Genomic DNA, 13,618 nt, shown 5'->3' with positions numbered 1-13,618 from the left:
ATTATTCGTGTAGCCAATGCGTGCGGGTGCGCTGGCGGCCTTGCAGCCAAATGGCGCCGTCGATATCCAATGCGGCGATCCGAGTGAGGCGCGGGCACCTTCGCGCCACATTGGTTGCGGGGCAACGGCTCTCGGGTAGGTCAGTCCGTCTACACGGGTTTCTCGCCGAGCCGTTGGCGGCACGCAGACGTTCTGCCACACGGCGGTTCCCCTGGGGGGCGTCGGAGAGGGTCTCTCGGCGGCGCCGGCGCTCGCCTTGGAATCTGTCGGGTCGCATGCGTGTCGTCGACGTCGGCGGATGCCGCCGACGCGCGGGTTCGCGCAAATTGGTGTTGACGAGTCATATGCACACATGCGTATTATTGCATGTATGGCAGATCGCAACGGCGAGAAGGTAGGTCGCCTCGGCGCGGACGGGGCGCCCACACATAGGACCCTGGCACTCGACCTGACAGACCTGCTTCCCGACAGCGACGAGCGCTGCGCTGACCGCCTGACGCGCGGCCTGGTGGATGACGGGATCATCGAACAGGCCCACGTTATCGATGGCGACACGCCCAAACCCCGCCTGTGCGTGCACTACGACGCCGAGGCTGCGTCCGCGACAGAAGTGCAGCGGCGGGCTCTGGAGGCGGCCGACACGATTACGTCGATGTATGGGCACCTGCGGTGGTTGACCACAGGCACTCATGACGATATGGCGATGCGCACTGCGCTCGTCGACACGCTGTCGACGATTCCCGGCGTCGTCGCCGCAGCCGCGACACCAGATTCAGTCGAGCTGGAGTTCGAGCGGACGACGGTGACCGCCCAGGAACTCGTAGACGTGATCGCCGCGCAGATGGCGCCGTCGGGGAGCGCCGCGGACGCGGAAGCAGCCGTCGCGCACGACGGAGACGGCGCCGACCATCAACACGGTCACGGCGGGATCTCCGGCGAACGCACCGAACTGGTCTTTGCGGGACTGGCGGGCGCGCTCCTACTCACGGGCTGGTTATTGGCCGCCTTCGCCGATACGCCACGGTCGGCCGAGGTGGTGGTCTACGGCCTGGCGTTCTTCTTCGGCGCGTTCTTCACCGTGCAGGAAGCCTTCGCCAGTGTGCGGCAGGGCCGGTTCGAGATCGACTTCCTCATGCTCGTCTCCGCTGCGGGTGCGGCGGCGCTCGGCGAAGTCGCCGAAGGTGCGCTCCTGCTGTTCCTCTTCAGCGTCGGACACGCACTCGAGGGCTATGCGATGGGCCGGGCTCGCCGGGCGATCGAAGCGCTCGCCGAACTCGCCCCCAAGACGGCGCTGGTGCGACGCGGCGGCACCGGCGACACCGTCGAAGTGTCCGTCGCGGACCTGCGCATTGGGGACATCGTCGTCGTGCGCCCCAACATGCGTCTGGCCGCAGACGGCTTCGTCGTGGCAGGCAGCAGCAGCATCGATCAAGCCCCGGTGACCGGGGAAAGCGTCCCCGTCGACAAGATCCCGGTCCCGGACGTGGCGGCAGCTGCGGCGTCACCCGAGCTCATCGACGCGGCATCGCGAGTGTTCGCCGGCACCATCAACGGCGCCGGCGCCATCGAGATTCAGGTGACCCGGCTCGCCAGTGACTCCACCCTGGCCCGGGTGGTGCGTCTGGTGGCCGAGGCGCAAACCAAGACCACCTCCACGCAGCGCTTTACCGACCGCTTCCAGCGGATCTTCGTGCCCGTGGTCCTGGTCGGTGTGGTCCTGCTGCTCTTCGCCGGGTTCGTGGTCGACGAGCCGTTCACTGACACGGTGTACCGGGCGCTTGCCGTCCTGGTGGCGGCCAGCCCGTGTGCGCTGGCGATCGCCACGCCCAGCGCGGTGTTGTCGGCGGTAGCGCGGGCGGCGCGGGCCGGCATCCTGATGAAGGGCGGTGCCGCGTTGGAGGAACTTGGCCGGGTCAACGTGCTGGCCTTCGACAAGACCGGCACCCTCACCGAGGGGCGGCCCCGGATCGCCGATGTCTGCGCCACCGCAGACAGCGACGACGCCGAACTGCTGCGGATCGCCGTTGCCGTTGAGGAGCAGAGCGACCATCCGCTCGCCCGAGCCATAGTCCGCGACGGCCGCGAGCGTCTCGCCGGGGCGGTGACACCCCGCGCGACCGACGTCCGTGCCGTGATCGGCCGCGGCATCGTCGCGTCCGTCGAGGGGGTCGAGGTCTGCATCGGCAAGACCGAGTTGTTCACCGACGCCGCTCAGCCCCCGCCGGCTGAGCTGGCGGCCGAGGTGAATCGTCTCGAACAGGCGGGCCGCACGACGATGCTCGTCCGCGCGGGCGACCGCTGGTTGGGCGCGATCGGATTGATGGACCTTCCTCGGCCGGAGGCGTCGGCGGTCATCGCGCGTCTTGCCGCACTCGGCGTGAAGAACACCGTGATGCTGTCGGGGGACAACCAGCGGGTGGCCGACGCCGTCGCCGCCGAAGTCGGTGTCGCCCACGCCCGCGGCGATCTGATGCCCGAGGACAAAGTGGCCCAGATCGCCGCCCTGCGGGAACGCCACGGCCGCGTCGGGATGGTCGGCGACGGCGTCAACGACGCGCCCGCCATGGCCGGCGCGAGCGTGGGTATCGCAATGGGAGCGGCGGGCTCCGACGTGGCGTTGGAGACCGCTGATGTTGCACTGATGGCCGACGACCTGCGCGCGTTGCCATTTGCAATCAGCCTGAGCCGCCGCTCCTCGCGCGTCATCAAGCAGAACCTGTGGGCAAGTCTCGGAATCGTCGCGGTCCTCATTCCCGCGACGATCTTCGGCCTGGGCATCGGTCCCGCCGTGCTCATCCACGAAGGCTCGACGCTCATCGTCGTCGCCAATGCGTTGCGCCTCCTCGGGATGCCTATGCAGTCGGTCACCCCAGCAGCGCCGCGCGTTGAGCGTGCAGAAGAGACGCCATGACGATCGACTTATCCAGTGCCGCAGATGAATTCGAGCATGCCGACGTCGACACGGTGGTCATCTTCGTGGACATCGCTGGGTTCACTGCGTTCACCGAAACCCACGGTGATCATCGCGCTGCCGAACTGGCAGATCGGTTCGCCACCACAGCCGCCAGGGTCCTCGGGCCCGGCGACGACATGATCAAGACCCTCGGCGATGCCGTGATGATCACCAGTTCGGACCCCACCGCGGCGCTGGCCTTCCTCCGGCGACTCCACGACGAGACCAGTCGCATCGACGGCTTTCCATTGTTGCGCGCCGGCATCTGTGCAGGGCCGGTGGTGAAGCGCCGCGGAGACGTCTTCGGGTCGACGGTCAACACTGCAGCCAGACTGGCCGCCGTCGCCAAGCCAGGCCAGATTGTTGGCAACGCCGAGGCCGCGGCCGCGCTTCGGGCAACAGACCTACTGGCGATGACGTCGTTGGGCCCGCTTCGGTTGCGGAACGTCGGTGCCCTGGTGGAAGCGTTCGCCCTCGACGTCGGAACCCGCCACCAGGAGCACGTCGATCCGATATGCCGAATGCACGTCACGACAGACGCCCAACCGTTGACAATCGCGCACGAGGAAGACACCTACCGGTTCTACTTCTGTTCGACGGCCTGTCTACGCCAATTCGCGCGTCGCGTCGGTGAAGTGCGCACGCCCTCTGGCAACGAGGACCCGCCGACCACGCAGTCGTTCGTCGGAGAGGTCGCGGCGCACTTCGGCGCGCTGGCGTCCCCGCCCCGCGCGCGGAATGCCGAGTCGACCTCACCTCCGGCAAACACCTCGTAGAGGCCGAAGATGACCTCGTGTCACGAATAGTGTTCGCCGACAACGTTATTCGCGCCAGGGCCTAACCGGTCGCCCGGTGGCAGGAAACGGACCCGCTGCTCATCGAAACCCATCGCCGAGGGACGGTGGTTCCTCGATAAGTCGCCGACATAGATCGTGTGTCGTGGCGTGAGCGCTCGTCATACTGGCGCTGCCGCGTTCGATGAAACCACCGACGGCCATGGGCGAGGACAGGCGTCAGCATCGTCTGTGCGGGATGGCGCTGCCAAGGACCTCTATGGGTACCGGGTTGCGTTCGCTGGGAAGCGCGTTGGTGATGTGGGTGACGATCGCGCTCCTGGTCTTGCGCGCGCGGTTTCGCGAAGGTGCCGAGCGGGGTGCGGCTTGTGACCGCTGGGCGTTTCTGGCTTCGACGTCAGATCTGCCAGTCCTGGGCTCCGTCATTTTCGTCGTAGATGCCGACAGAGTTCTTGACGACGACCGGGTCCCCGCTGCCGAAGTTGTCGTAGAACCACTGCGCATTGGCTGGACTCAAATTGGGGCACCCGTGGCTGACGTTGCGCTTGCCCTGATCGGCGACTGACCAGGGCGCGCCGTGAACGAAGATGCCGGCGTTGTTGATGCGCACCGCGTCTTTGACCTTGAGCTTGTACCCCTCGGCTGCGTCGATCGGCACACCGTAGGTGGAGGAGTCCATCACCATGTCGGCGAACTTCTCGAGCACGTAGTAGGTGCCGTTGGGTGTGTCGTATCCCGGCTTTCCTAAGGACACAGGCATGGTCTTCTCCAGTGTGCCGTTGCGCATGACCTCCATTTGGAGGGTGGCGTTGTCGATGGTCGCCACCAACGAGTCGCCGGTGCGGAAGCTCGACTTCGTGCCGCTGGCATCGATGCTGACCGTGGTGTTGGCAGGCCAGAAGTCGAGGGGCCGCCATCTGAGTTGGGTCGCGCTCATCCAGTAGAACTTCCCGGGGACCGCGGGGGTGGAGGAGATATGGACGGCTTGTTCAGCCAGCGTGCGGTCGGCGATGGGCCGTTGAAAATTGATGACGATGGGTTTGGCGACACCGACCGTCGAGCCGTTCGTCGGATTGAACGTGGGGGGAGCGAAGACCGGTGGGCCGAGGTAGGGCGCCGCGTTCTGGCCGGCTGGTGTGTCTTCGGTAGCCGTCGGCGATGGGCCGGGAAAAGTGCCGGATACCGGAGGGGGGAAGGGATTCGGCACTGCCGAGTCGGGGACCGTAAGGGGGTCACCGGGTGCGGGCACGGGTATCTGTGGCTCGGCGGAGGCCGACGGCGCGGTCAGCACGGTCACAGCCGCTAGAGCGGCCGTCATCATGGCCAAGATTTGCCTGGCTGGCGAGCACCGCATACGGGCCTCTCCGTTCCACTGGTCGCCGACCGATGCTCGCGGCGGCTGACGACGATTTGTTGCTACGTAGTTTGATAGTAGATGATGTGGCGTCGTCGGGTGCCGCAGTGTGGCTGCGGACCTGCGTCGTCGATGAGTGAATTCGGAAACGGTGGATGCGGAGGGTGTCGGACTTCGTGGATGGTGTCACCGCGATCGCTACGTCTGGACACGTCCTTCTCGCGGTGTTCGTGTCGGCGTTGGCTGGGTTGGTGTCGTTCGCGTCGCCTTGCGTCGTACCTCTCGTACCCGGGTACCTGTCTTACCTGGCCGCGGTGGTTGGCGTCGATGATGACCAGGCGCGTGCCCAGCCGCTGGGCAGGGCACGTCTGCGGGTGGCAGGGGCCGCCGGGTTGTTCGTTGTCGGGTTCACGGCGGTGTTCCTGATGGGAACCGTCGCGATTCTGGGTCTGACGACGACGATTATCACCAATGGGGTGCTGTTGCAGCGCATCGGCGGAGTGGTCACGATCGTGATGGGTCTGGTGTTCATGGGTTTCTTCCCTGCGCTGCAACGCGACGCGCGGTTTACGCCCACGTCGTTGTCCACGCTGTGGGGTGCGCCGCTCCTGGGGGCGGTGTTCGGGCTGGGCTGGACCCCGTGTTTGGGCCCGACGCTGACGGGTGTCATCGCTGTGGCATCTGCCACCGAGGGGCCCAACGTCGTGCGCGGCATCGTGCTCGTCGTCGCCTACTGTGTGGGTCTGGGCGCTCCGTTCGTGCTGTTCGCGCTGGCATCCGGACGGGCAATGAGGGCACTGGGCTGGCTGCGTCGAAACGCTCGGCGAATTCAGGTCTTCGGCGGCGTGCTCCTCGTCGCGGTCGGCATCGCCCTGCTGACCGGACTGTGGAACGAGGTGGTGTCGTGGGTGCGCGATGCGTTCGTCAGCAACACCACACTTCCGATATGACGCAGTCGCTTTCGGGCCCTCCGCGCCGTCGCTCGGGACTCCTGTGCTGATCGTGAAGCGCCGAGGCGGTCATGGCGAATCGACGGCGGGATCGGAATGGGGACGGTGATGGCCACGTCTGCTGCCCCCCGACGCTGGGTGGTGCGAGCTGTGTTGCTCGGGGTTGCACTGCTAGCGGGCGTTACCGCTGCCGCGATCGGCGCCCTGGCACTGCCTGAGGCGCTGGCGGTGACCGGGCTGAGCGATCCCGGGCCGGTCACCACCTACGGGCTGTCCTTCTTGCGCGCCGCTGGAGAGATCGCTGCGATGGTGGCGGTCGGACACTTCCTGTTCGCGGCGTTCCTCGTTCCGCCGCAGGCAAGTGGAGTGCTCGACGTCGACGGGTACCGGGCGCTTCGGGTCGGCGCTGCCGCTTGCGCGATCTGGGCGATGTGCGCTGCGCTGTTGGTGGCGCTGACGATCTCCGACGTGTCGGGGGTGCCGTTGACTGAGCTCACACCGCTGGACATATGGTCGGCGGCCGACCTCGTCGAGACCACCGCGGCGTGGCGCACCACCTCGATTCTGGCCGCGGTCGTCGCGGTAGCGAGCCTGCCGGTGCTGCGGTGGTCGTGGACGCCTGCCCTACTGGCGGGCGCCCTGGCGACGTTGATGCCGCTGGCCGTGACGGGGCACTCCTCGTCGGGCGGCTCACACGACATCGCGACCAACAGCCTGATCATTCACCTGGTTGCTGGGTCATTGTGGGCCGGCGGATTGCTGGCGCTGCTTGGGCACGCGCTGCGCGGCGGCAGCCACACCGACATCGCCGCCCGCCGTTTCTCGGGTCTGGCGCTGTGGTGCTTCGCGGCGATGGCCGTAAGTGGATTTGTCAACGCGGCGGTCCGGATCGACGTGTCGACCATCTTCGACAGCACCTACGGGCTCCTCGTCGTGGGGAAGGTGACAGTGCTGGGCGGCCTCGGTGTGATCGGCTGGCGACAGCGGCGGTCGTCGATCGTTGCGCTGCAGCGTGATCCGACGTCGCGCCGACCGCTGCTGCGGCTCGCACTCACAGAAGCCGCCCTGTTTGGCGTCGCAGTCGGCCTGGCGGTCGGGCTCGGTCGCACGCCACCGCCGCCCGCGACGCGCGAACCCGTTCCGGCCGAGGCTGCGCTCGGCTTCGACCTCACCGAGGCGCCGACGATCGCGCGGGTGTTGGTCGAATGGCGGTTCGACCTGATCTTCGGCACGGCGGCGGTCGTCATGGCCGGCGTCTACCTTGCTGCGGTGTATCGGCTGGCTCGCCGCGGTGCCCCGTGGTCGACGCGGCGCACCGTATCGTGGCTGATCGGCTGCGTCGTTTTGTTGTTCGCCACTTCGTCAGGACTCGGCATGTACATGGCGGCGATGTTCAGCATGCACGCCGTCGCTCAATTGGTGCTCACGATAGTGGTGCCGGTGTTGCTCGTGCAGGGCGCACCGGTGACCCTCGCGCTGAGGGCCTTGCGGGCAGCCGAACCCAATGCGGTGCCGGGGCCACGCGAATGGCTTGTCAGCGCGCTGAATTCGTCACTGCTGCGTTTTATCGCTCATCCATGGACGGCGCTGACGCTTCTCGTGGTGGGCGTGTACGGGCTCTGCCTCGAAGTGGTCTTCGATGCTGCCGTAAGCGAACACGCCACGCACATGCTGATGATCGGGTACTTCCTGCTCAGCGGTGCGCTGTTCTTCACCGCCGTCGGCGGCGTCGAGCCGGTGGTGCCACGGCCGATGCCCAAGCGGGGCCGGATCGCGATGCTGTTTCTCGCGCTGTCGCAGTTCATCATTGCCGGGGTCGTGGTGATGAACATGCGTGAGGTTCTCGGTGGCGCCTTCTACGGCTCCTTGAAACTGAGCTGGCATGCGAACTTGCTGGGCGACCAGCGGTTGGGAGGTCAAGTGATCGCCGCCGGCGGGGTTGTGGCAATGCTGGCGGTGCTCGCGGTGCTGATCCTGCGGCGCCGCCGCTCGACTGCGATCGAGCAGAGGACGGCTGCGCCGAGCCTGGGCTCATGACGACGAGGACCGCATTGTCGGCATAGCGGCTGCATCACATTGGTCCTCGGGATAAGCGCGTGCGTGGCCCCGACCCGGTATCGCGCAATGCTCTCGCCCGTTCACAGGGACTCCCCTTCTCCCGCAGGTGATTTCGGGTCATGCCCAGGCCGTCTAATTGTCCCGTCTGCGGTGAGAGCTCAGGCGCCGACGACAGCACCTTTCGAGCCGTGTTCGTCAGGATCCGGCAGGCGGCCGATCTGATGACGCGGGGCGTGGGGTGCGGGGCCCGGCCGCATCATCATCATCATCCGAACCAGTGCAGCTGGCCACCCGCTTGCATCTCGGACTGATGGTCGCCCACCACGCAGAGGCGATTCGAGATGGCGCGTACTGAGGTCGAAGCGAGACCTCACCGCGACGGAACCGACTTCGCGCAGAAGCCATCTCCCTGTCAGCCAACGCGAGATCGGCGCACTGCGGTCGATGTCGACCCCTCAGATCGCCGTCGACGCGGGGTGCTGCCGTCATGTTCGCGCCCGCACACGTCCCGAGTTATGGAACCGGTGCGCCAAGAGCTGTCGGCAGTCACCGCGGCTATCCGTTCAATGCCTGTTCGACTGCGGCCTTCAAGTCGTCGTAGCTCCTGAATTCCACTTCGGTTCCGTCGATGAAGAAGGTCGGTGTGCCCTTGACTCCGAGGGCCTTACCGTCAGCGACATCGACATTGACACGATCGAGTGTGGCGGGGTCGTTGTAGGCAGCATCGAACGCCGCCATGTCGAGCCCGAGTTCGGCTGCGAATCCGCGGAATCGGGAGTCCGCCGGAGTTTGTTGTTCGCCCCACTCGCTCTGCGTCTCGTACATCTTCTTGTACATCGGCTCGAACTTGTCCTGTTGGGCGGCCGCCTCGACCGCGCGCGCCGCCCGCTCTGCGTTGAAGTGAGACTGAATGGGGAAGTAGCGGATGACGAAGTTGACGCGGTCCCCGTACTCGGCGCGCAGCTGTTCGACCATCGGGAAGGCCGCGCGACACGCTTCGCATTCGAAGTCAAGGAACTCGACGAAGGTGACATCGCTGTTCGGCACGGTGGTGAGGCGGCGACTGTTGTCCCGGACCAGCTGACCGACGTCTTCACCCTGGCCTTGCGCGGAGGTGGGGGCGTCCTTGTCCTGGGCCGAGAGATACACGCCAACCCCGATGATCATGGTGATGACCGCGAAGACGGTCAGCAGAATGCGTGTGAGAGGTGCCATTGGAATGCGTCCTTCATGAGTTTCACCGAACGTCTGTGATGCGCCGGCGCAGCCCTGTACCGCAGCACCAACCCGAACCGCGCCCGCGGTTGAGCATCGCGTGTCCGACTATATACGGAGGAAGACCGTAGATCGGTCATGCCCTCGGCTGGCGCCAGATCGGACGCTTGGGCGCGGATTCGATGGACGGCCGTCGAGAGAGACGCCACATTCCCCACCAGGCGACCGGTGCGAGAGCGACGACGGTCCACATTCCGGGCACGTAGCCGGCCCCGCCGGGATCGAGCCACGGGAACACCACAAAGTGCGCCAACTCCGTGAGACCTAACGAGGCGAAGAACGTCCATGCCAGGTATCGGCCGATCGGGCGGCCGCGCCGCATGAGGGCGGGAATTAACAGCCAGGCGCCCGCGGAGACGGCGACGAGCAGCACCACGGGCACCGAGTTCACCGCAGGGGTTGGCACACCCGTGACCGCCGCTAGGAATGCGAAGAACCCCATCTGCTTCTCTTCGACGCGGTGGGCAAGGAACAACAACAGGGCGATCCAATATGGCGCGCGAATGTCGGCCCAGCCGCCGCCACTCGGCCACACCAGCCACAGAAGCAAGCCCCCGACGAACCCGGCGGTAAAGATGAGCATGGTTGCCAGTCCGAGCGCCCAATAGCCCACGCTCAACGCCGCGGTCGTTAGCGCGACTGCGGCGGCGACGGCCGGCCACGGCCGCGCGTTCTGGTTCGACGTCGTGACTGACATCGCCCTTCAGTCCCTTCGCCCGCCCACGAGTGCGGCGAGAGCGGCGGGCGCGGCCCACGGGGTCATGAGGCCCGCGCCGACCCGACCGGTGTTGCCCCCGGGATAGCGTCCGGTCAGCGATCCCGGCGCAGCGACGATCAGGCGAACAACCTGGCCGAAAGCTTCGCGACGGTCTCGTTGGCGCAGCGCCAAGGCCCGCATCGCCGCGTGATTGTAGGTGTGTGGCCAAGGGTCGGGTTGCGACACGATGTGTGCCCGTTCCCAATGCCGCCACCGCTGCTTGGCGGATGGTGTGCGCTTTGCAGCGGCCATCTCCCGCCGATACGCCTCCCGGGGGCGGCGCGACGGCGCTGCGCCCGACCGGCACAGACGACGAGTGTGCGCGGTGCTGCTCAATACCAATTCCGGTTCGGCAGTAGGTCGATTCGCGGCGGCGAAGGCATTTCGCGGTCGCACCATCACCAGTGGTGTTCACTTCGACGGATCGACTCGTCACGGGGATTTGTGGGTTCTGCAGCGCAGCAGGTGCATCCGCCGCTGCGGGTTTCCCGACGATCAAGGACCACCGGTGTGAGCGCCGGCGTCGGGGCGCAGCAGGCATCGACGGGTGTCGGGGGGGTGGGGAGGGTGATGTGGTGCGCCGCCGCTGCAGCCATCGGCTGCGGTTCGACGCCGGGTAGGGGATGGGTGCGTGCGGCGCGGATCGCGTTGAGGATGACGAGTACTTCTGCCGCCTCGTGGATCAATACCACGGTGGCCAACCCGAGAACCCCGAAGGCGGCGAGGGGAATGAGGATGGTGATGATCGCCAGCGACAGTCCGATGTTCTGCAGCATGATTTTGCGGGCTCGGCGGGCGTGAGCGAGGACTTGGGGGAGGTGACGCAGATCCTCGCCCATCAGCGCGACGTCGGCGGTTTCGATGGCGACGTCGGTGCCCATCGCTCCCATGGCAATGCCGATGTCGGCGGTGGCTAGTGCGGGGGCGTCGTTGACCCCGTCGCCGACCATGGCGATGGGCCGGCCGCCGGAGAGTTCGGACAGCAGGCGTGCTTTGTCTTCGGGAAGCAGGTCGGCGTGCACGACTGTGATGCCGGCGGCTTCGGCCACGGCCATTGCCGTGCGGGAGTTGTCGCCGGTCAGCATCGCGGTGGTGATGCCCAGCTCGTGTAGTTGCCGTACCACTTCCGGCGCTTCGGGGCGCAGCTCGTCGCGGACTGCGATCGCCGCCACCACCACGGCGTCGCATTCGAGCAGGACCACTGTCGCCCCGGCCGATTGGAGGCGCACGACGTCGGCGGCGAATTCTCCGGCCGCGACCCAGCCCGGCTTCCCCAAACGGATCCTGCGACCCTCGACGCGGCCACTCATGCCATGGCCGACAACGGCTCTCACGTCTTCAGCCGCGACGATGTCGGGGCCTGCAGCGTCGGTAATTGCCCGGGCCAGTGGGTGCCCACTACGGGACTCGACTGCGCTGGCGAGGTGCAGGGCTTCGGCCTCGCTGACGCCGCTGGCGGTCACCGTCTCTATCACTTGCGGGCTGTTTCGGGTCAGGGTGCCCGTCTTGTCAAGGGCAATCACGGCGATGCGTCCGAGTTCCTCGACGGCGGCGCCTCCCTTGACGAGGGCGCCTTGTCGGCTGGCAGCGCCGACGGCGGCGACGACGGTGAGTGGCACCGCGATGGCCAGGGCGCAGGGTGAGGCGGCGACGAGGACCACGAGTGCGCGTTCGAGCCACAGCATCGGCTCGCCCACCAGCGCGCCAATCGCCGCAACTGCTGCGGCCAGGACCATGATTGTTGGGACGAGAGGGCGGGCGATCCGGTCCGCCAACCGCTGACCCGCACCCTTGCGCTCCTGAGCCTGTTCGACGATGTGAACGATGCGGGCCAGCGAGCTTTCGGCGGCGACGGCGGTGACGGCGACTTCGACCGCTCCACCGCCGTTGATCGCACCGGCATGCACCTCGCTGCCGGGTCCCGCCTCGACTGGAACCGATTCTCCGGTGATCGCCGACACGTCCAAGCTGGTGCGACCGGAGGTGATGACGCCGTCGGTGGCGGCGCGGTCTCCTGGCCGTAGCACCATCACGTCGTCGATGAGCAAATCGTCTGGGCGCACAGGGGTTTCGTGGCCGTCGCGGATCACGGTCGCCGTTGGCGGCACGAGCGACAGCAGGGCGCGCAGGCTTCGGCGGGTTCGGGTGACGGCGTAGTGCTCGAGTCCTTCGGCGATGGAGAACAGGATTCCCAGCAGCGCGGCTTCTTCGACCTGTCCAAGCGCCACGGCGCCGACCGCGGCGATCGTCATCAGCGTGCCAACGCCGACGCGGCCGTGTCGAAGACTGCGAACGGCTCCGGGCGCGAACGTTGCGGCCCCGGCGGCAACCGCCGCGAGCTCAAGTCCCAAGCCGATGGAGGAAAGACCGCTTCGGTGCAACGCCCAGCCGCCGAGGAGCAACGCCGCCGCCAGGGCCGCCAGCTGCAGTTCGCGGACTCCCCACCACTTGTCCGGTCCCGATCCGGGCTCGGTGTCGACTCCATTGGCCGCGGGCCCGCAGCATGGGTCAGACATGGCGTGCCTCGGAGGCCGGTTGACGGTAACCGTGCGCCAGCACGGCCTCGGTCAAGGATCGGCCGCGGTCGGTGAGTCGGTACATCACCATCCGGGCTTGCCGCCGAGAAGTCACCAGACCGGCGATCTTGAGCTGCCGCAGGTGGTGGGATACGAGGTTCTGCGACTGCCCGACCACCCAGGCCATGTCACATACACACAGTTCCTCGCCGTCGAGCAGCGCTGAGGCGATCGTCAGTCGCGTCGGGTCGCTCAGAGCCCGCGCCGCGGTTGCCAGTGATTCGGCGTCGACGAGTGACGGTAGCCGGGAACGAATTCGCTCGGCATGGGGCAGGTCCAAGCACAACAGATCGCAGTGATCAAGCCGCGGCTCGCTCATCCGAACATACTAACGGACGTTAATATGTCGGAGAGAGGAGGGGCTGCACGGGGCCGGCGTGCAAAGGGAGCGCAGGGCTGCCTACGTCGAACGGGACACGAGCCGACCTCGGGCTGCCTCGCGACGGCACCCCTACCATCCGCCGGCTCTGCATGTGCGGAGATGGATAGTAGGAACCGGTGCTTACCCGGCGTGCCGTCGGCCCTGATGCCCGTGGGGCTGACAAGCTACGCGCGTGAGAGCCGTCGTCACCGGACTTGTCGCTATGACCGTGTTGCTCTGCGCGCCGACACCCGTCGCCACCGCTGAGATCGGACAGCGCATCGCACAGGCAGACGCCTACCTCGCTACTCGTCCTGGCACGGTGGGCTACGTGCTTCGCGACCGGACGACCGGACAGGCTCACCGCAACGACGCGGCTACCACGATGATGTGGACCGCATCCACTATCAAGCTAGCGATGGTGGTTGATCTGTTGACTCGGGCTCGCGCCGGCCAGATCGCCTTGACCCCAGCCGACCGCCAACTCATGGCCAACATGATGCACTCATCGGACAGTGAAACGCCCTGGAAATCCCGGAG

General features: G+C 66.8%; 10 protein-coding genes and 1 pseudogene. 5 read left to right on the top strand and 6 right to left on the bottom strand.

What is annotated here, in order from left to right; all coding sequences use genetic code 11:
* Window positions 1-352 precede the first annotated feature (352 nt).
* Both KXD97_RS24325 and KXD97_RS24320 read left to right on the top strand, forming a co-directional pair.
* The gene (locus tag KXD97_RS24325) at window positions 353-2,911 is read left to right on the top strand and encodes a heavy metal translocating P-type ATPase (protein WP_049777259.1); all 2,559 of its coding nucleotides are present in this window, start codon (window positions 353-355) and stop codon (window positions 2,909-2,911) included.
* Window positions 2,908-3,729, top strand: a complete 822-nt coding sequence (locus KXD97_RS24320; protein ID WP_011893703.1) for an adenylate/guanylate cyclase domain-containing protein — start codon at window positions 2,908-2,910, stop codon at window positions 3,727-3,729. The genes KXD97_RS24325 and KXD97_RS24320 overlap by 4 nt, the downstream gene beginning before the upstream one ends.
* Window positions 3,730-4,144: 415 nt before the next feature.
* Here the strand turns inward: KXD97_RS24320 and KXD97_RS24315 are convergent, their stop codons facing one another.
* Entirely contained in the window at window positions 4,145-5,101 is a 957-nt protein-coding gene (locus tag KXD97_RS24315) for an Ig-like domain-containing protein (RefSeq protein ID WP_011893704.1), read from the bottom strand.
* Window positions 5,102-5,277: 176 nt separating this feature from the next.
* Here KXD97_RS24315 and KXD97_RS24310 point away from each other — a divergent pair, with 176 nt between their 5' ends.
* Entirely contained in the window at window positions 5,278-6,051 is a 774-nt protein-coding gene (locus KXD97_RS24310) for a cytochrome c biogenesis CcdA family protein (RefSeq protein WP_011893705.1), read from the top strand.
* A 108-nt stretch (window positions 6,052-6,159) separates the two neighbouring features.
* Window positions 6,160-8,088 (top strand): cytochrome c oxidase assembly protein, encoded by a 1,929-nt coding sequence (locus KXD97_RS24305; RefSeq protein WP_041800678.1) that lies wholly within the window; start codon window positions 6,160-6,162, stop codon window positions 8,086-8,088.
* Between the two features lie 576 nt (window positions 8,089-8,664).
* On the opposite strand, the gene KXD97_RS24300 is transcribed toward KXD97_RS24305, so the two are convergent.
* From KXD97_RS24300 to KXD97_RS24280, 5 genes are all read right to left on the bottom strand, one after another.
* A complete protein-coding gene (locus KXD97_RS24300) occupies window positions 8,665-9,324 on the bottom strand; it encodes a thioredoxin (RefSeq protein ID WP_011893708.1) in 660 nt (219 codons plus the stop codon).
* 136 nt (window positions 9,325-9,460) lie between these two features.
* A complete protein-coding gene (locus KXD97_RS24295) occupies window positions 9,461-10,081 on the bottom strand; it encodes a hypothetical protein (protein ID WP_011893709.1) in 621 nt (206 codons plus the stop codon).
* Between the two features lie 6 nt (window positions 10,082-10,087).
* The gene (locus KXD97_RS24290) at window positions 10,088-10,450 is read right to left on the bottom strand and encodes a DUF3703 domain-containing protein (protein ID WP_041800682.1); all 363 of its coding nucleotides are present in this window, start codon (window positions 10,448-10,450) and stop codon (window positions 10,088-10,090) included.
* Between the two features lie 89 nt (window positions 10,451-10,539).
* Window positions 10,540-12,657 carry a cation-translocating P-type ATPase gene (locus tag KXD97_RS24285; RefSeq protein WP_011893711.1) on the bottom strand — a complete coding sequence of 706 codons (2,118 nt, stop codon included), beginning with the start codon at window positions 12,655-12,657 and terminating at the stop codon, window positions 10,540-10,542.
* A complete protein-coding gene (locus KXD97_RS24280) occupies window positions 12,650-13,036 on the bottom strand; it encodes a helix-turn-helix transcriptional regulator (protein WP_011893712.1) in 387 nt (128 codons plus the stop codon). The genes KXD97_RS24285 and KXD97_RS24280 overlap by 8 nt, the downstream gene beginning before the upstream one ends.
* 265 nt (window positions 13,037-13,301) lie before the next feature.
* On the opposite strand from KXD97_RS24280, the pseudogene KXD97_RS24275 reads away from it, so the two are divergent.
* A pseudogene (locus KXD97_RS24275) lies at window positions 13,302-13,598 on the top strand (tat pathway signal sequence); the annotation flags it as partial.
* Between the last annotated feature and the right edge of the window lie 20 nt (window positions 13,599-13,618).

The sequence above is a fragment of the Mycobacterium sp. SMC-8 genome (assembly GCF_025263565.1).
In the GTDB taxonomy this organism is placed as follows: domain Bacteria; phylum Actinomycetota; class Actinomycetes; order Mycobacteriales; family Mycobacteriaceae; genus Mycobacterium.
Note: the sequence above shows the minus strand (reverse complement) of the source record. Positions and strands in the feature narration are given on the sequence as shown.